This window comes from Nocardia heshunensis (genome assembly GCF_054782115.1).
Window position 1 is genome coordinate 70,527 of the sequence record NZ_BAAGTC010000003.1, and the last position, 17,947, is coordinate 88,473.

General features: G+C 66.9%; 17 protein-coding genes and 1 riboswitch. Of the genes, 12 read left to right on the plus strand and 5 right to left on the minus strand.

Annotation, left to right across the window (positions count from 1 at the left end; genetic code table 11):
- The first annotated feature begins 73 nt into the window (after positions 1 to 73).
- Complete coding sequence (locus ACYVN4_RS06920) at positions 74 to 1,939, plus strand: Na+/H+ antiporter (protein WP_460718447.1); 1,866 nt, start codon at positions 74 to 76, stop codon at positions 1,937 to 1,939.
- Positions 1,940 to 1,954: 15 nt separating this feature from the next.
- Here ACYVN4_RS06920 and ACYVN4_RS06925 read toward each other — a convergent pair whose 3' ends face one another.
- Positions 1,955 to 6,304: a caspase, EACC1-associated type gene (locus tag ACYVN4_RS06925; protein ID WP_460718448.1), complete on the minus strand. Its 4,350-nt coding sequence runs from the start codon at positions 6,302 to 6,304 to the stop codon at positions 1,955 to 1,957.
- 52 nt (positions 6,305 to 6,356) lie between these two features.
- Complete coding sequence (locus ACYVN4_RS06930; RefSeq protein WP_460718449.1) at positions 6,357 to 6,746, minus strand: effector-associated constant component EACC1; 390 nt, start codon at positions 6,744 to 6,746, stop codon at positions 6,357 to 6,359.
- Between the two features lie 178 nt (positions 6,747 to 6,924).
- On the opposite strand from ACYVN4_RS06930, the gene ACYVN4_RS06935 reads away from it, so the two are divergent.
- Positions 6,925 to 7,323: a MarR family winged helix-turn-helix transcriptional regulator gene (locus tag ACYVN4_RS06935; protein WP_460718450.1), complete on the plus strand. Its 399-nt coding sequence runs from the start codon at positions 6,925 to 6,927 to the stop codon at positions 7,321 to 7,323.
- Positions 7,320 to 7,739 (plus strand): hypothetical protein, encoded by a 420-nt coding sequence (locus tag ACYVN4_RS06940; protein WP_460718451.1) that lies wholly within the window; start codon positions 7,320 to 7,322, stop codon positions 7,737 to 7,739. Before ACYVN4_RS06935 ends, ACYVN4_RS06940 begins: the two co-directional genes overlap by 4 nt.
- Here ACYVN4_RS06940 and ACYVN4_RS06945 read toward each other — a convergent pair.
- Positions 7,708 to 8,589, minus strand: coding sequence for an AraC family transcriptional regulator (locus tag ACYVN4_RS06945; RefSeq protein ID WP_460718452.1), 882 nt, complete (start codon positions 8,587 to 8,589; stop codon positions 7,708 to 7,710). The genes ACYVN4_RS06940 and ACYVN4_RS06945 overlap by 32 nt on opposite strands.
- A gap of 198 nt (positions 8,590 to 8,787) precedes the next feature.
- Here ACYVN4_RS06945 and ACYVN4_RS06950 point away from each other — a divergent pair, with 198 nt between their 5' ends.
- From ACYVN4_RS06950 to ACYVN4_RS06965, 4 genes are all read left to right on the plus strand, one after another.
- Positions 8,788 to 9,465, plus strand: a complete 678-nt coding sequence (locus tag ACYVN4_RS06950) for an alpha/beta fold hydrolase (protein ID WP_460718453.1) — start codon at positions 8,788 to 8,790, stop codon at positions 9,463 to 9,465.
- 30 nt (positions 9,466 to 9,495) lie between these two features.
- Entirely contained in the window at positions 9,496 to 10,302 is an 807-nt protein-coding gene (locus tag ACYVN4_RS06955; protein WP_460718454.1) for a class I SAM-dependent methyltransferase, read from the plus strand.
- Between the two features lie 99 nt (positions 10,303 to 10,401).
- Positions 10,402 to 10,866 (plus strand): hypothetical protein, encoded by a 465-nt coding sequence (locus tag ACYVN4_RS06960; protein ID WP_460718455.1) that lies wholly within the window; start codon positions 10,402 to 10,404, stop codon positions 10,864 to 10,866.
- Positions 10,863 to 11,171, plus strand: coding sequence for a transcriptional regulator (locus tag ACYVN4_RS06965; protein WP_460718456.1), 309 nt, complete (start codon positions 10,863 to 10,865; stop codon positions 11,169 to 11,171). Before ACYVN4_RS06960 ends, ACYVN4_RS06965 begins: the two co-directional genes overlap by 4 nt.
- A 50-nt stretch (positions 11,172 to 11,221) precedes the next feature.
- Here ACYVN4_RS06965 and ACYVN4_RS06970 read toward each other — a convergent pair whose 3' ends face one another.
- Positions 11,222 to 11,653 (minus strand): hypothetical protein, encoded by a 432-nt coding sequence (locus tag ACYVN4_RS06970; protein WP_460718457.1) that lies wholly within the window; start codon positions 11,651 to 11,653, stop codon positions 11,222 to 11,224.
- 584 nt (positions 11,654 to 12,237) lie between these two features.
- On the opposite strand from ACYVN4_RS06970, the gene ACYVN4_RS06975 reads away from it, so the two are divergent.
- Positions 12,238 to 12,636: a hypothetical protein gene (locus ACYVN4_RS06975; RefSeq protein WP_460718458.1), complete on the plus strand. Its 399-nt coding sequence runs from the start codon at positions 12,238 to 12,240 to the stop codon at positions 12,634 to 12,636.
- Between the two features lie 87 nt (positions 12,637 to 12,723).
- Positions 12,724 to 13,350, plus strand: a complete 627-nt coding sequence (locus tag ACYVN4_RS06980) for a TetR/AcrR family transcriptional regulator (RefSeq protein ID WP_460718459.1) — start codon at positions 12,724 to 12,726, stop codon at positions 13,348 to 13,350.
- Positions 13,351 to 13,356: 6 nt separating this feature from the next.
- Here the strand turns inward: ACYVN4_RS06980 and ACYVN4_RS06985 are convergent, their stop codons facing one another.
- Positions 13,357 to 13,698, minus strand: coding sequence for an ArsR/SmtB family transcription factor (locus ACYVN4_RS06985; protein WP_460718460.1), 342 nt, complete (start codon positions 13,696 to 13,698; stop codon positions 13,357 to 13,359).
- 150 nt (positions 13,699 to 13,848) lie between these two features.
- On the opposite strand from ACYVN4_RS06985, the gene ACYVN4_RS06990 reads away from it, so the two are divergent.
- The 3 genes from ACYVN4_RS06990 (at position 13,849) to ACYVN4_RS07000 (ending at position 17,946) form a co-directional block, all read left to right on the plus strand.
- On the plus strand, positions 13,849 to 15,024 hold the full coding sequence (locus ACYVN4_RS06990) for an MFS transporter (RefSeq protein ID WP_460718461.1): 1,176 nt from the start codon (positions 13,849 to 13,851) through the stop codon (positions 15,022 to 15,024).
- A gap of 79 nt (positions 15,025 to 15,103) precedes the next feature.
- Positions 15,104 to 15,277: riboswitch (M-box (ykoK) riboswitch) on the plus strand.
- A gap of 219 nt (positions 15,278 to 15,496) precedes the next feature.
- Positions 15,497 to 16,210, plus strand: coding sequence for an MgtC/SapB family protein (locus ACYVN4_RS06995; RefSeq protein WP_460718462.1), 714 nt, complete (start codon positions 15,497 to 15,499; stop codon positions 16,208 to 16,210).
- Entirely contained in the window at positions 16,207 to 17,946 is a 1,740-nt protein-coding gene (locus ACYVN4_RS07000) for an ABC transporter permease (RefSeq protein ID WP_460718463.1), read from the plus strand. The genes ACYVN4_RS06995 and ACYVN4_RS07000 overlap by 4 nt, the downstream gene beginning before the upstream one ends.
- The last annotated feature ends 1 nt before the right edge of the window (position 17,947 follow it).

A 17,947-nucleotide genomic window follows, 5' to 3' on the forward strand; every position in this document is an offset into this window, starting at 1 on the left:
GTTCACGGGCGCGCGTGTTCGCCCGTGGCGAGCCGGTGCGGGGTTCAGGGGCCGCAACTGGCAGGATATTCCCGTGGAGTGGGCGTTCGGACTCGTCGTGCTGGTGTCGGTGGCGGTCGCATTGGCGGCCGGTGCGCGACGGCTGGGGTGGGGTGAGCCGTTCGTTCTGACGGTGGCCGGTGTGCTGGCCTCGTATCTGCCGTTCGTGCCGGAGTTCGATATCGAACCCGAGCTGGTGTTGCTGGGGTTGCTGCCGCCGCTGCTGTACACGACCGCGATCCGCACCTCGCTGGTCGACTTCCGGCCCAAGAAGACCTCGATCACCATGCTGTCGGTGGGGTTGGTGTTGTTCACCGCGTTCGCGGTGGGCGGGGTGGTGTATTGGCTGCTGCCGGTGCCGTTCTCGGCCGCCGTCGCGATCGGGGCGATCGTCGCCCCGCCCGACGCCGTGGCGGCCACGGCGGTGGCGCGGCGCGTGGGGATGCCGCGGCGGATCGTGACCCTGCTCGAAGGCGAATCCCTGTTCAACGACGCCACCGCGCTGGTGACGCTGCGGACCGCGGTCGCGGCCATGGCGGGCAGTGTGACGATGTGGCAGGCGGGGGCCAGTTTCGTCGGCGCGGCCGGTGGTGGCGCGCTCATCGGCGGTGTGGCAGCGATGGTGCTGGCGTTTCTGCGACGGCGCATCAACGATCCGGTGTTGGACACCTCGGTGTCGCTGCTCGCGCCGTGGATCGCCTATCTGCCTGCGGAGGCCATCCACGCTTCAGGCGTGATCGCGGTGGTCACCTGCGGGCTCATCCTCGGTCACGGTGCGCCGCAATGGCAGAGCGCGGCCTCGCGCATCGCCGAGCACACCAACTGGCGCACCATCCAGTTCCTGCTCGAGAGCGCGGTCTTCCTGCTCATCGGCTTGCAGGTGCGTCATCTCGTGGAGGCTGCGTGGCACAGCGGGCTGCCGCACACCACGCTGCTGCTGACGTGTGCGGCGGTGCTGGTGACGGTGATCGTGGTGCGGCCGATCTGGACGTTCCCGGCCACGTATCTGGCCTGGGCGATCGAGGGAAAGCGGCAGGGCAAGCCCAAACCGGATTGGACCGGTCCAGCCGTCGTGGGCTGGGCGGGCATGCGCGGCGTGGTGACGTTGGCCGCGGCGCTGCTGCTGCCCAGTGATACACCGGAATTGGCGACCCTGCGACTGCTGGCCGTGGTCGTGGTGGGCGGAACCCTGCTGCTGCAAGGACTCTCGCTGCCGGCGCTGGTGCGGGTGCTGCGCCTGCGCGGGCCCAGTCAGGCCGAAGACTTGCTGCAGGAAGCCAATCTGCTGCAGCAGGCCACCACCGCGGGCCTCAAGGCGCTCGAGGAGAACATCTCGCCGGAAACCCCACCCGACGTCGTCGACGCCCTGCGCAACCGCGTGGTGGTACGCGCCCAATCCGCATGGGAGTTGCTGGGCCGCTCCGAATCCCAGCGCGTCACCCCCAGCGGCGAATACCGCCGACTACGCCTGGCCATGCTCGCCGCCGAACGCGAAACCGTGCTGCGCATCCGCGATTCCGGCGTCATCGATCAGGAAGTCCTGCAAGCGGTCATGGCCACCCTCGACATCGAGGAATCCACCATCGACCGCATCTCGGAAGCCGACGATGACGACGGCCTCGCCCTGAGCTCCCCCATCACCGCCGGTTGCGAACACCTCCGCGAAGCCCCCTGCGTCCGCACCCCCGACACCCCCGATGCCTGCGGCGAATGCCTCGACGAGGGCCTGGTCTGGGTCCACCTCCGCATGTGCCTCGACTGCGGCCACGTAGCCTGCTGCGACTCCTCCCCCGGCAACCACGCCACCAAACACTTCAACAACACCGCCCACCCGGTCATGCGCAGCGTGGAACCGGGCGAATCCTGGCGCTGGTGCTATTTGGACGAACTGTTGGGCTGAGTCGCGCCATGTTGTCTAAGGGCACGGTATCCGGTAATCGAATCCCGCAGGCAGATGAGGTTTCATCCGGTCGATTTCCGGTTGCCCTGTCGCAGAACAGATGTGCGATGCGATCGCAGAGAGATCTAAGCTCCAGAGATATAGGCCCGAGGTGACGTCGTAGGTGACCACCGCGTCAGGAATGCCCAGAGGGTAGAGCTCCCAACCGCCTGCGAGCGGGCTGATCGATACGTCACCAGGTACGGGGTGCGATGGATCGCTCAGATCCCACACGCGCACTGACCCGCTCGTATCCGAAACTACTGCCCGGCCAGTCTGTCCGACGAACTCGAGACCCCTGATCCCTTCGGCAGAGACGTCCAGAACTCCGCTAGCTGTCATCAGCCCAGTTTCGCCGGTGTCCGTCCAGGACTGAATCTTCCCGCCCCTATATACGGTTGTCAGTGTCTGGAGGTTCGGGTGAAACGCGAACGATGAGATCGGCAATCGAGCGGACAACAGTGGACCGTATCGCTCGAGCCTGTGCTCATCTGTCCACCTCCAAAGTTGCAGTTTCCCAGCGATATCGAGCACGGCAATCAGCTTGCCATCGGGGCTGAACCCGATCTGCTGGAAATTCGCCAGCAGGTCGCCGACGGGTTGGGGACTCGAACGGTCCGCGAGGTCCCACACCCGTATGTGTTGATTCTGGACGATGATCAAGAACCTGGAGTCGGGGCTGAAATCTTTCAACGCGAACGGCCACGCCGAATCCGGCTCGTGGATCGCCGCCCCGATGGCAGTGCTCAAAAGGACCGGGTGCGATGGGATGGTGAGATCGTAAAGCATTACGGTGGGCCAATTTTGCGACTTTTCCAAGAAGGCAACGGCAAAAGTCTTTCCATCGGGACTCAGCTTCGCACCCAAGCAACGAATGCCACAGTGGATGTTCGCGATCCGGCGCGGACGGTACGGGTCGGACAGGTTGAACAAATCTACGACTTGATCGGCATCGACAACCGCTGACATCAACCGCGCGTCACTGCTGAAGGAAAGTTCAGATAGGCGCGGGTCACCTCCGGCATCACCTCCGACCACAGCAGTCGGCAATGTCCAGATGCGCAGTTCACCCTTAGCATTTTCGGTCATCACACGCCCTGCGGGACCCACCGCCACAAGCCCGATTTCGTCATTACCGACCGTCAACGCCGGCCCCAATTGGGTAGGGTGAAGCGGATCGCTCAGATTCCACACTCGCGGTTTCTTGGTACCTTGATCGACAACAATGAGCGTTGAATCATCAGCGAAGGCCAGATCCGGGCTTGTCATCTGCAATGGGTCGATCTTCAGCGGCGGAAATGATTGTGGGTGTTGCAAATCGGCAATATCCCACAGCCGCACGGATCCATCATGACCACTCGAAGCGAGGTAGCGTCGGTTCGGGCTCATGACAAGTTTTCCCGATAGCCCCCTGGCTGTCGAACATTCGTGTTGATCGCCGATCTGCGCCGGGCTGTCGCCGTCTATGCTCACCAAAGTAATAAGCGCGCCACAGTGATCCGACACTGCCAGCAGCGTGCCGTCATGACTGATCGCAATCGATCCCATGTTTTGCGATAGTGGCAATGGAATGTACCTGGATCTCGCCGGATCGCGATAGTTCCACATATGTACACCATCGCCCTCCCCCATTGCGAGGACGGGATCAGTCGGGTCGAATGCTACGCCGACTCCAAAACTTTCGTTCCGATCGACGTAGAAGTCGATCTTGCGTGGCGAGCCTGGCTGACTAATGTCCCACAGATCGGCGTTACCACCGAAGTAGGAAACTACAAGCAACGTACCATCGTTGTTCAGCACCAGATGTTCAATGAGATCGCCGGTGGGTTTCAGCTTGTCGACAAGTACGTGCGGCTTCGCCATATCGGTCAGTGACCACACGCGGATACTAACTTCAGTTGCAGTACCGTACTCGGCGGCCAGCACATTGCCATCCCCGCTGTAGCCTACAAGTCGAGGTCCGTCGGGTTCGATGGTGCCCAATGCCACCGATAGCGGCTGATACTCGGTCCTGACCATCCGTGACACGACCGCGGGGTCGGATGGCCGAATTCTGGATGCTGTCAGGACGAGTTGCGCGGACAGTGATGGGTCCGTATCGACCAGACGATCCGACTCGGCCAGAATTGCAGCGAAATCCGCGTTCCGGTGTTGGAGATCGCTGTTGTCGAAGGCCCCCTTGACGACGACCCCGATTCCAGCGATCACCGCGACCAGCAGTGCGACCACCGCGAGACTGGCTATCCGGATTCGGCGCTGGGCGCCTGCGGAGGCCGTGAGGAATTGCTGATCGGTTCCATCGAGAGGACCGTGTTGGCGCGCCCACAGCCTCGCATCCGCGAGTTTCGTCCCTCGATACAGGTCTTCACGATTTCGCCCGCCCCGATCCCACTCGGCGGCGGCCAGCCGAAGTTGTTGACGCACGAGTAATCCCGCACGGTCGGCAGCGATCCACTGGCGCAGTCTCGGCCAGGCGCGGAGCAGGGCGTCGTGGGCGATCTGCGCGGTGTCGCTGTCGACGCTGACGAGTCTGCTTTGGACGAAGGCACCCAGGGCATGTTCGAGGGCTGCGGTGTCGCGGGGGTTGGCTCTGAGCAGGTCGTGGATGTCGAGGCTGCGGCGGGTGTCCTCGGTGTCGGTGCCGAGGTGAATCATGCGGAGTAGCAGAGCTTTCGCGGCTTCACGGTCGGTGGGGGCGAGGCTGGTGTAGGCGTTCTCGGCCTGCTGAGCGACTGCGTGGCGGATGCCGCCGGTGGACGCATAGCCCGCCAGAGTCAGCGTGGCGCCGGATCGGCGAGACCAGATGCGTTGCAGGGCATAGGAGAGCAGGGGTAGGGCGGCGACGGCTCGGTCGGGCTCGTCGGCGAGGTCTTGGAGGAGTTCGGTGGTGAGGCCGGGTTCGAGGGTGAGGCCGGCGAGGCGGGCGGGTTCGTCGATGACCTGGGTCAGGTCGTCGATGGTCATGGGGGTGATGGGGATTTGGCGGTGGCGGATGGATTCGAGGAGGTCGGGGTACTTCCAGCAGTGGGCGTAGAAGTCGGCGCGTAGACCCACCACGATCAGCGCGACCGCGCGGTCGAGGGTGGTGAGGGCGGTGATGAAGGCTTGGCGTTCGGATTCGTCGGTGCAGGTGGTGAAGGTTTCTTCGAATTGGTCGATCACCATCAGCAGGCGGGTGCCGGAGGGAAGGTTCTTCGACAGCAGTGGGGTCAGGTCCGCCGGAATCTCGGAGATCGCCTGTCGGAGCTCGTCTTCCGACTCCTCACAGAGGTCACTGAGGCGCTGTGCCAGCGTGGTGACCGGGTGGGGGCCCGGTGTCATCGCCAGTGTCGGCCACGCGCCCGAACCGGCGATCGACAGGTCTCCGCGTGCCACGGCGGGCAACAGTCCCGCGTGGAGCAGCGAGGTCTTGCCGACCCCGGAGGTACCGACGACGACGCTGAGTCCAGCGGTGGAGAAATCGGCCAGTTTCTCCAGCAGGTTCGACAGGACGGCATCGCGGCCGAAGAAGTAGGCCGCGTCGTCGGAGGTGAAGGATTGCAGGCCGCGGTAGGGGCAGTCGGTGAGATCCTCGAGATCCGTTGGCACCTCGGGTGGTTGCCCGTTGGTTCCGGTCAGAGCGGGTGCGGCGGGGTTCAGCGCGAGGACGACGTCGCCCGCGCGGCCGGACATGCTGCGGACCGGGGCGGGTGCATGGTGGGTGGGTAGCTCACGGCGGAGGTGTCGCCAGGCCCCTTCGATGGTGATAAGTGGCGGTAGTCCTGGGTCGCCGTTGGTCAGGAGGGTCAGTAACGCGCCGGTGAAGGCGGTGTGGGTGTCTCCGATGGGGGCGAGTGCTTGGACGGTGGAGGAGGCGGCGGCCAGCAGGTAGGCGCCGCCGGTTTCGGCGAGGTTGAGGATCTCGGAGGGCGCGCGGGGGGCGTTGCCGCGGGCGCGGCCGGCGAAGCAGCAGTCGAGGATCACCACGACGGTGCGGGCCGGGCAGTGGGTGATCAGGTCGCGAATTCGACTGTAGGGCAGAGCTTTGTAGGTCAGATCGGTGAGGTGGTCGGTGGCGAAGGTGGCCAGGTACAGCTCGTTGTCGGCGTTGAGCAGGCCGTGGCCGACGAAGTAGAGGACGAAGGTGTCGGTGGCCTCGGTCATCGCCGATTTGAGCGCGCCATAGAGGGCCGATGGGTCGACGGGGTCGATGAGGGTGGTGAGGGTGTCGGGCCGGACGTCACAGTGGTCGGTGAGGGCGGCGGCGATGTCGGTGACGCTGGCCGCGACGGCGGATACCGGTGGCAGGGCGGAGCCTTCGGTGTAGCTGCCGGAGCCGACTACCACTACTCGGACTCCGGGTCCGTTCAGGCCGAGACGAATCGCGGGACCTGTTGGGTCAGTCGGCATCTGGCGTGCTGTCGAGGCTGCGGCTGAGCTTGTCCACGGCCGCATCGACTTCCGACAGGGTCATGCCGGAGACCGCCTTCGCCTCGTACTCGAGCGAAGAGCCGTCAGCGCGCACCAGGGTGATCTTCACATCGCCGGTGCGGCGTTGCAGCCACTGGATCACCACCGCCGAAAGGGCTTTGGCGCTCGCCGCCACCGCACCACCGCTGCCGAGCGCGACGACGAGCGTATCGAGCACCGGCCCGAGTTTGCCTACGTCGAGGAACATGGGCTCCGGCTGCACCCGGCCTCGCAGTTCGTCCTCGGCTCCGAGCCAGTCCCGTAGCGCCGCCAGCTCGGCCGACACGTCTTGCGCCTCGATTCGGATGGCAATGTCCACGCCCACCGCTCCCCCACATGCTGTTTCGGCAATCCTGGCCACCCGCGGCTCGGCTGTCAATCCCGTTAGCTCACAACGCTCTTCGTGGAGGCCCGCCGTCGGGGCTTGTCACAGATGCGACGAAATCGTATAGTACGAAATCGTGGTATCTACGTCGGCGTCTTCGGAATGGTCTGCTGTGCTTGCGTTGCAGCGGGCGACACATGCCACGTTGCAGGTGCTTGCGGGGCAGTTGGTTGATCTGGATTTGACTGCTTCGGAGATCAACGCGTTGGCTAACCTGGCCGATGGCCGCGGGCGCACGGTGTCCGAGTTGGGGGTCGACGTGGGTACCCGGCCTACGACGTTGACCAGCGTGTTGGATCGGTTGGAGCGGCGGGGGCATATCACGCGCGGTAGTCGGCCGGGTGATCGGCGGGCGGTGTTGATCGAGCTCACGGCGTCGGGGCGGGCGACCGCCGCGATCATCCGGCAAGCCATGGCCGATCTGGAGCGCCGGGCGCTTGCGGGGCTGCCCGCGGACGTTGTTGCGGGGCTGCGGGATGCATTGCAAGCACTGACGGAGGTGTCGTCATGACCTCACAATCGGAGTTCCCCGACGAATTCGACGAGATGATGGCCGAAGTGATGGCTGAGGCTGAGCGGTTCGGGCATCGGCAGCATGTGCATCTGACGTGGCTGGCGGTGCGGCGGTGTGGGGTGGCTGCGGCGATCGAGTTGGTGAGCAATGGGATTCAGCGCACGGCGCGGTATGCGGGGGCGCCGCAGAAGTATCACGTCACCGTCAGTCGCGCCTGGGTGGAACTGGTCGGGCATCATGCCTTCGAGTCCGGGGAGGACGAGTTCGCCGCGTTCGCCGAGCATCATCGCGCCCTGCTCGACAAGCGGCTGCTGATGCGTTTCTATCGGCCGGGCACGCTGGCGCTGCCGCAGGCTCGGAACGGGTGGGTGGAGCCGGATCTCACCGATTTCCCTTGGCGCGCACAGCCGTAGCGGGACGCGGGCGGGCAGGGCTGCCCCAGGCGAGGTGGTCGACGGCGAGGAAGGGTTCGTCGATGACCGTGGCGGGGGTGGTTCCGGTGAAGGACATGACGTCTCGGTGTAGGTGGGATTGGTCGACGTAACCGGATTCGGCGGCGACCGCGGCCGGGGCGTGGCCCGCGACCAGGCGGTGGACGGCGTGGTCGAAGCGGATGAGTTTCGCGGCGCGTTTGGGCGGGAGGCCGAGTTGAGAATTGAAGCGCGACCACAAGCGCTTGCGGCTCCAGCCCAGTTCGGCGGCCAGGTCCTCGATACGGGGTGTGCCGTGGCCGGTGACGAGCCGCTGCCAGGCCCAGGTGATCTCCGGGTAGACCGGCGCAAGGGCGGCGCGCCCCGCGACCCAGTGCTCGGCCCAGGCGAAGCGCTCGTCCCAGGAGCGGAAAACGTTGAGCTGCTCGCTGATTCGGGTCGCCTCGGGGCCGAGCAATTCGTCGAGAGTGACGACCGCATCGTTGAGGTCGGCCACCGCAGGGCCCAGTACCGCCTGCGCGAGCGTCGGTGCCAGCCGCATCTGCAGGCAATCGGGGGCGCGCACGTCCGGGCCGTGCAGGACATCGCCGAAACCGGCCCCGATGACGAAACTGCCCCGATGTCGTCGCCCGGCGGGATCCTCGAGGGTGAACGGGTCGCCGAGGACGAACAGCACGGTGACGGCCGGATGCGGGATCAGGCGTAGCCGGGCCGGGGTCAGGCCGCGGTCACCGAAACCGGCCATCGTGACGCCGGGAACGCGCAGCGGCCGTCGTGGGCCGGCGATGTCCCACAACAGCGCATCGCCGTGCTCGGTCGTCACGGACCCCATGCGGCCATGCTACCGAGATCGGTGACGGGAACATTTGTCCAATCCACCGGCACCCCTCGGCGGCGATAGTGCAGGAATGACTGTTTCCGACAACCCGTTACGCGCCGGTGAGCTGCACATCAGCCAGGATGCCCCCGGGACGCACCGGCGTTGCTGCTCATTCACGGCACCGGCGCCTCGGGACGATCGTGGGAAGCGATGGTCCCCTTGCTGGCCGGTTCCCACCACGTCGTGCGGGTCGATCTGCTCGGATGCGGCGAGTCGCCCGGACTTGACGGCACGCCATACACCGTCGCGGACCAAGCGCGGCGGCTCGGTGCTGTGGCGGATCGACTCGGTCTCGAAACCCTGACGGCTGTAGGCCATTCCAGCGGCGGGGCGGTGGTCACCGCGCTCGCCGAGCAGCGACCCGCATTGGTGCGCGCGGTCGTCATCATCGACTTCGGGCCGGATATGAGCGGCTATGTCGCGCCGGACATTGCCTCCGGATCCACGCAGGCCTCGGCCGAGGACCCGTTCCGGCGGCTGTTGGGGTCGGCGTTCAGCCCGGACTTCGAGATCCCCCAGGAGTTGGTCGATCAGTTCCGCGCGGTCGACCCCGCCGTCTTCGCCGAAGCATCGGCCGCCAACGGCGCCTACCTGGACGAGCTGTCACTGCCGGAACGCCTTGCGCCCCTGGGCAAGCCGCTGCTGGTCATCTTCGGTGAAGACGACAGCCGGTGGCGCCCCTCGGGTGCCGCGCGGTATCTCACCGTGCCCGCGGCGACGGTCGAGTTGCTCGCGGGTGTCGGGCATTCACCGATCCTCGAGGATCCGGCGCGCACCGCCGCGCTGCTGCTGGCCTTCACCGCCGAACAAAACCCACACGCCGACTGACCTACCCACTTACCTGACGAGGAGAAACCCATGCAGGAAACCGAACTGACCGCGGTGCCCGAGACGGCCCTGTGGACGTTGCGCAACCGGGCCGAGGAGGCACTGCGGCCCGACTCCACCTTCACCGACACAGAAGCCGTGCGCCTGTATCGCGCGCTGAGCGGCGAGGACTTCGAGCGGTTCGGGCCGCCGAGTCAGGTGCATTCCATGCGGGCCGTGGTGATCGACACGGTGATCACCGACTACCTCGCCGCACACCCCGACGCGCCGGTGGTCGCCCTCGGGGAGGGTCTGCAGACGACCTACTGGCGACTGGGGGAACCCGCAGTCGCCTGGTACTCCCTCGACCTGCCGGAAATGGTTGCCACCCAACGGCAACTACTGCCCACCGCGCCGGGAATCACGCGGCTGCCGCATTCGGTGCTCGACCGCTCCTGGCTCCAACAGGTGCCGTCGGGGCCCGCGGTGATCACCGCCGAGGGCTTGTTCATGTACCTGCCGCCCGCCGACGTCGCGCAGTTGATCGCGGACCTCGCGCGCCACTTCCCCGGCGGCACACTCGTTTACGACTCCATCCCGCGCGTGTTCAGCATGGCGACGATGCGGGGCAAGGTGCGCCTGAGCGACCGCTACGTCGCACCGCCGATGCCCTACAGCCAATCACTGCGCCAGGCCCGCCGCCTGCCCGATCGCATCCCGGGAGTCGTTGCCGCACAGGACCTCATCCCGCCGCGTGGGCGTGGGCGGTGGGGTTCACCGCTGCTGCGCTGGGCCGCGAACACGCCGATCGGCCGTGCTCTGCGGCCGTCGATGACGTTGCTGCGCTTCGCGGAGTGACCCCACACGGTTTCGTGGAGTGACCCGGCAACCCCGTCCTTGACTTTCCTACCGGGAAAGTGGAGTCTTACTTTCCAGGTAGGAAAGTAGGGAGGCGTCATGGACGGAATCACTCCGGACCAGGCTCGGGCCGCACTCGAGGCGGCGGGGCAGGCACGGCAGCAGATGGCCGAGGAGGTGGGTCTGCCACGCGGCTACTGGTGGGGAATGGCCTGCGGCTGGATCGTTTTGGGGGTGATCGGCGATTTCGGCCCCAATTGGCTGACGATCGTGGCGACCTTCTTGTTCGGTGCGGGTCACTCGGCGCTGGCGTCGCGGTGGCTCGACGGGCGCCGACGCACCGGGCAGGTGCAACTCAGCACCGAAGTCGCAGGTCGGCGCACACCGCTGGTCGTGATCGGGATGCTGCTGGGCCTGGTCGCGCTGACCGTCGCGCTGGCGTTCGCGCTGCACGCCGACGGGGCCGAGCACACCGGCACCTTCGCGGCACTGGTGGTCGCGGCGATCATCGGTTTCGGCGGCCCGGAGATGCTGCGGGTGCTGCGCCGCTGGGCCCACGCATGACCGCGGCCCGCTTCGACGAATTGATCCACCCCAGTACGCGATTGAACCTGGTGGCGACGCTGGCGGCCGCCGACTGGGCGGAGTTCGCCTTCCTCAAGGACCGCCTGCAACTGTCGGATTCGGCGCTGTCCAAACAGCTTGCGACACTCGAGGAAGCAGGCTACGTCGCCACCGAACGCCGCCTCGAGGGCAGCCGACGCAAGGTCCGCGCCCGCCTCACCCCGGCCGGGCGCACCGCCTTCGACGGGCACATCGCGGCCCTGCGCGAAATCGTCGCGGGTGCGACGGAACTGCGCACCGATTAGCGCCTGGGCAACTGCACCGGACTCGGTTCGCCGAGCCGGTGCGAACCGGTCTAGTTGCGGTCGGCCATCGCCTTGGCCGCCCAGCGCACGGCGTAGCCGACCACGAAGCACGGCAGCGACATCAGTGCGAACAGCAGTGCGGCGATGACGAATCCGCTGGCGGTGCCGAGGATCCAGCCGGGCAGCGCCGGGTTGCACCCGGCCGACAGGCCCGGCACGGAGGTGCAGTCGTGGAAGGTGCGGGGCCCGGAATACCGCCCCCACAGGGCGATCCCGGCCCACACCAGTACCGCGATCACGGCGTTGAAGGCGTAACCGCAGCGCACCAGTTTGCGCACGAAGATCAATGCGCCGAGCTGATCGGAGTAGAGGCCGTCGGCGATGTCGTCGCTGACGCCCAGATGCCTTCCCCATCCCGAAGGTTCGAGGGTGGTGTGGGTTTCGGGCGCGGCGGGGGCTTCGGCGTACAGGGTTCGGGCCATGAGCGGGTCCTTCTCACCGCGAGCGTCTCTGGCAGCCAGTGGGATTCACGGTGGTGATCGAAACTGGTACGAGCAGTGTCGATCATGGCAGCGCCGCGCGCATCCCGGAGCCTTTGCGCGGGAATCGTGGTCGATCACAACCGGGGGTGCGCGATCACGCCCGAAGCGGCGTCGCCGAACGCGGGATCGGGGACCGGTTCGGCGACGCCGGGTTTCGCGGCACCCGCACGACGGCGGGACGCGGGGTGCGAGCCGCGGGGAAGCCGGCTCGCCGTGCCCGTCAGCGGGGGCGTCTGCGCGTTGCCACCCCTCGCCGATTCGGACAATCGGAACGTTAGCGGTGCATTAGCTATTCGGCCAATCGAACGCCGGGATTAGGGGATCGTTAGGGGCAGTGCGGTTTTGGCTTCAACCGCTGCGAACTCGCTGATTGCGAGCGATCTTCCAGCGTTCGGCGGCACCGGTCGGTACGGGACGAGTAGTCCGATACTCGCGTGTCGGGTCCCCTGAACGCCGACACTTCCCTTATGCGCCAACGGCGTCGCAGATCCCTCATTCACCCTCATCTGGGGAGATGATCGACGATGATCCGGTCACGGAAGTCGGCCCTCACCGCATTCACCACCTTCGTCGCCGCCGGCGCGGCACTCGTGCTCACCGCACCCGACGCCGGGGCGTACGTCACCAGCGTCACGGTGGCAACCGGTTCGAGCATCGGCGGCGGCTACGGCACCAACTGCTCCTACACGGTCACCGTGAACGGCAGTCCCAACGAATACGTCTGGCTCTACGACAGCGCGTCGGGCAGTTTCAACCCGCAGCAGTTCAGTCTCGGCAGCGGCGGCACCGCCACCTCGAGCTGGACACCGACCGCCACGGGTCAGCATTACGTGCAGGCCTGGTCCTACAACGGCTCGCAGTGGGCGCTGGTGACGGTCGGCACGGGCATCAATCTGGGCAGCGCCTGCGTGGTCACCAGCTGAGCCGACACACCCGCAATCCCATCAATACCGATCGGTCCGGTGCCGGGTGTGCATGCCCGCCCGGCACCGGGCATTACTCTTGACCCGGTGCAGACCGAGCAACCGCCCTCCGACGCCGAGCCCCGCATCTGGGGTGGAACGACCCTCACCGAACGCCGTGAGGCGCGCCGTACCGCGCTGCTCGAGGCCGCACTGGATCTGATCGGCGAATCCGGGGCGGGCGCGGTCACCATGCGCGCGGTCTGCCGCCGCGCCACCCTGACCGACCGCTACTTCTACGAATCCTTCGCCAGCCGAGACGAACTCCTGGATGTGCTCTACCGCCAGATCGCCGAGGAGTTCCTGGATCCGATGACCGCCTTCGCCGTCGTCGACGATCCGGTGCGCGACCGCATGCTCTCGGAAACCTTGGTGGACAAGGTCCTCGAGGACCCCCGCAAATCCCGGCTGTTCCTGGTCGAGCCGTATTCCTCGACGGGACTGGGCCAGACCACGATCGCGGTGATGCCCGCCTTCACCCGCCTGATCCAGGACCACCTCTTCGCCCACATCGACGATCCGGTGCGCCGCCGCCTGGCCGCGGTCACCATGGCCTCGGGCAATGCGGGCATGTTCTCGGCCTGGCTCAACGGCACCCTGCGCGCCTCCCGCGATCAGATCGTCGATCACCTGGTGGAGACCATCGACGCCTATCGCGGCGTGTATCGCGACTGAGAGCCGCTAGCCACCGACGATCGGGCCGCGGCCGTGGGTGATCGCCATGTCCAGCAGGCCCGGGAAGCGGGCCTCGAGGTCGGCGGTGCGCAATCGGTTCATCCGCCGGGTGCCCTCGTCGCGCTGGGCGATCACCCCCGCCTCGCGCAGGGTCTTGAAATGCCCGCTCTGGGTGGACTTGCTGACCGGTAGGTCGAAGGTGGCGCACGCGAGCTCGGCGCCGGCGGCCGCGGCCAGGCGCGCCACGATGCGCAGGCGCACGGGGTCCGAGAGCGCGGCCAGCACGGTGGTGAACCGCAGCTCGTCGCGGTCGGGGTGCACCAGTTCGGTGGCGGTTCGGCTTGCCATGGGTCCCAGCCTAATCCACATGTTCACAATTTCCGAACATGCTGTTATGTTCGGAATAGTCGAACATGCTTGGGCAGGGAGGAACGCATGACACTCGAGCGATCGCTCACAGTCGGCCCCGGAGGCACTGGGCTGCAGCATGATTCACCGATGGGGAGCCGAGTGCGATTCTGGGGCACAGCCTATGCGCTGTTGATCCTGCTGACCGGCACCAATATCCCAACGCCGCTGTATCACGGCTACGGGCAGCGCTTCGGGATCTCGGCGCTGACCACGACGCTGGTGTTCGCGGTCTATGTCGGTGCGCTGATCCCCTCGCTACTGATCGCCGGTCCGGCCTCGGATGCGGTGGGGAGGCGCCGGATTCTGCTGCCCGCGCTCGTGTTGGCCGCGCTGGGCAGCGTCGGATTCGCGCTGGCCACCGATGTCGGGTGGCTGTTCGCGGCGAGGATTCTGCAGGGTGTCGCGCTGGGGGCGGCCTCGGGGACCCTGACCGCCGCCATCACCGAACTCGAGCCCCACGGTGATCGCCGCCGCGCAGCCCTGGTCGCGGCGGTCGCCACCGCCGGGGGCATGGTGGCCGGTCCACTGCTGGGTGCGCTACTGGCGCAATATCTTCCGGACCCGTACGTCACACCGTTCGTGGTGCACCTCGCGCTGCTGGTACCTGCGGTGGTAGTCGTGGCCGGGCTGCCCGAGACCGGCGTGCGGACGCGCTGGCGGCCGCGGCGCCCCAGCATCCCGGCCGGGATGGGCCGCACCTTCGCGATCGCGGGTTCGGCGACCTTCCTGGGTTTCGCGGTGGTCGGGGTGTCGCTGACCCTGGTCCCCACCTATGCGGCCACCCTGTCGGGCAGCACGAATCTGGTGGTCGCCAGCGCCGCCGCGGCCCTGCTGCCGCTGGCCTGGGTGGTGGCCCAGTTGCTGGGTTACGGCAGATCCGAACGCGCCCTGGACCTGATGGGCCTGCCGCTGCTGGCGGCCGGGCTGGCGTTGCTGGCGGTGGCGGGCACGGTGTCGTCACTGTGGCTGCTGCTGGCGGCCGCGGCCCTGGCCGGGGCCGGCCACGGGCTGGTGTTCCTGTCCGGGCTGACCGCGATCAACGCGGCCGCCCCCGCCGACCGGCACGCCGATGTGGTCTCGACCTATTTCGTGATGGCCTACTGCGGCACCGGCGGCCCGGTGATCGGTGTCGGACTGCTGGCGGGCGCGACCGGATTGCTCTCGGCCGTACAGATTTTCGGCGCGGTCGTCGCGGTCCTATGCCTGCTACGACTCGGGGCGCGAGTCGCGTGGGATCGCCCGCGAATCCCGGTGTCGCGCTGACGGCGGGCCGCTGCGGGAGGGCGACGGCGGTCACATCGATTTGCCGATCGGCGGGTGCGGGTGTTTACTCGGGGCCGCAAGGTGCCGTCGTTAGCTGAGGCTCCTTCACGGATACAGGCCGGCGATCCCGAACGTCGAGAGACGCCCCGGATCAGGACAGGTTGCCCCGAGTTAAGGGGTAGCCCCGACCGGCTCCCACCCGCGGGTGGGTTTACGCCGTGGAGTGCTGAACGTCTTACGAGGGGTGGTACCCGAACCGGCGGTTTTCGCTGTTCCCACTCCCCTGGCATGCGTTTGCGCTGTGCCGAGGAGGTGGTGGTCGTGCCCGATGGACCGTATCGAAGTCCGTTAGCCAATCGTTCACTCGGCGACACCGCTGCAATCCCTCGCCCGCTACTTCATGCCCTGTAGCGTCCGATCGGGAGCGTCTGATCTGTAGCGTGCGCCGTCCTCCCCTGTTTCGGAGAATGCAATGACCACGTGGGAAATGCTGCTGCGCCTCGGTACCGGTGTCGGGCTGGGTGCGGTGATCGGGTTCGAGCGCCAGTTCCGGGCGCGGATGGCGGGTTTGCGCACCAACGCGCTCGTCGCCGCCGGGGCGACGTTGTTCGTGCTGCTGTCGGCGCACGGCTTCAGCGGACGCGACGCGGACCCGACTCGTGTTGCGGCACAGATTGTTTCGGGTATCGGCTTCCTGGGTGCGGGTGTCATTCTGCGCGACGGGTTCAATATCCGCGGTCTCAACACCGCCGCCACCTTGTGGTGCGCGGCTGCGGTGGGTGCGTTGGCGGGTGCGGGGATGTATCCGACCGCGGTGGCGGGCACGGTCGCGGTCGTGGTGGTCAACACCGCGCTGCGCACGGTGGCGCGCACGGTGGATCGCCCGGTCACCGACGGCCCCGAAGCCCAGGTGGCGTTGTATGCCTTCACCGCCGACACCGATGACGATCACGAGGCGCATGTGCGGGCGCTGCTGGTGCAGTCGTTGACACGCACCGACTTTCAGCTCAATTCGATCTCGAGCCACGACACGAAACCGGGCCGGGTGCAGGTGCGCGCGGAGCTGACCGGGGATCGTCGTGACGATCGGCAGATGGAGGCGGCGGTGAGCCGGTTGAGCCTGGAACCGTCGGTGACCAGTGTCGGGTGGCGCACGGTGCCGATGCCGATGGAGGACGAGCAGTGAACGCCTCGCTGCAGTCGTATCCCTCACGCGGAGCGCTGGATCGGCCGCGCTCGCGGTGGGCGGATATCGCGGTCTTCCTCGCGGCGGCGGTGCTGATCTGGATCGTGGTGAAGGTGTCGGCGGGCATGCATGTGCCCTTCGACGAGAATGCCGCGCCCGCCGCGATTTCCACCGATCCCGGTGAGCTGCCCTACTATGCGGCGCGTTCGCTGCTGCGGATGTTCGTGGCGCTGGGGCTCTCGATTCTGTTCACTTTCACCTTCGCGACCGCGGCGGCGCGACTGCCGCGCGCGGAGAAGGTGCTGCTGCCGGTGCTCGACATTCTGCAGTCGGTGCCGATTCTGGGCTTTCTGTCGGTGACGGTGACCGGGTTCATCGCCTTGTTCCCGGGTTCGTCGCTGGGTTTGGAGTGTGCGTCGATCTTCGCGATCTTCACCTCGCAGGCCTGGAACATGGCCTTCGCCTTCCACCACAGTCTGGTCTCGCAGCCACGCGAACTCGATGAGGCCTCGCGCAATCTGCGCCTGTCGCGCTGGCAGCGGTTCTGGCGGGTGGATGTGCCGTCGGGGATGTTCCCGCTGGTGTGGAACGCGATGATGAGTTTCGGTGGCGGCTGGTTCTTTTTGACCGCCGCGGAGGCGATCAGCGTCAACAACCGCCAGTACGTGCTGCCGGGGATCGGCTCGTATGTGGCCGCGGCCAGCGAGGAGTCCGACACCGCCAAGGTGGTGCTGGCCATCGCGGTGATGATCGTGATGGTGGTCGGGCTCAATGTGGCATTCTGGCGGCCGATCACGGTGTGGGCGGAACGATTCCGGGTGGAGGACAGCGAATCCGCGGACGCCCCGCGCTCACTGATGCTGGATCTGTTGCGCCGCAGCCATGTTCCCGGCCTGCTGGGCCGTGTGCTGGGGCCGCTGGTGTATCCGATGGACCGGTTCATGCGGGTCTTCGGGCTGGCTGAGCATCCCTTGTATGTGACCCCGGTGCGGCGGCGCGCCACCGATCTCGTCTTCGCGCTCGTGGTGGGTGCGGGACTGATCGCCGGGGTGATCGCGATGGTCCGCTATATCGCGAGCACCGCGGGGTTCGGGGAGGTCGCGCACGCGGCCGGGCTGGGTGCGATCACGCTGCTGCGGGTGATCGTGCTGTTGATCTTCGCGACGATCGTGTGGGTGCCGATCGGGGTGTGGATCGGGTTGAATCCCAAGGTGTCTCGGCTGGCGCAGCCGATCGTGCAGGTGCTGGCCAGTTTTCCGGCCAACTTCCTGTTCCCGCTGGTGGCCGCGGTGCTGGTGGCGACCGGCGCGAGCCTGCAGTGGGCGGCGGTGCTGCTGATGGCGCTGGGTGCGCAGTGGTACATCCTGTTCAATGTGATCGCGGGTGCCTCGGCGGTGCCCAATGATCTGCGCGAGGCGGCGGCGAATCTGCGGCTGCCGCGCCTCCTGTGGTGGCGCAAGCTGATCCTGCCCGCCATCTTCCCCAGCTTCGTGACCGGCGCGATCACCGCGGCGGGCGGCGCGTGGAACGCCTCGATCGTGGCGGAGATCGTGAAGTACGGCGACACCACCCTGACCGCGACCGGTCTGGGCGCCTATATCGCCGAGGCCACCAAGTCCGGGGACTCGCCGCGCATTCTCATCGGCGTGCTGGTGATGAGCGCGTTCGTCGTCGGCATCAACCGGCTGTTCTGGCGTCGTCTCTACGCGCTCGCGCAGCGCCGCTACTCGCTCTGAG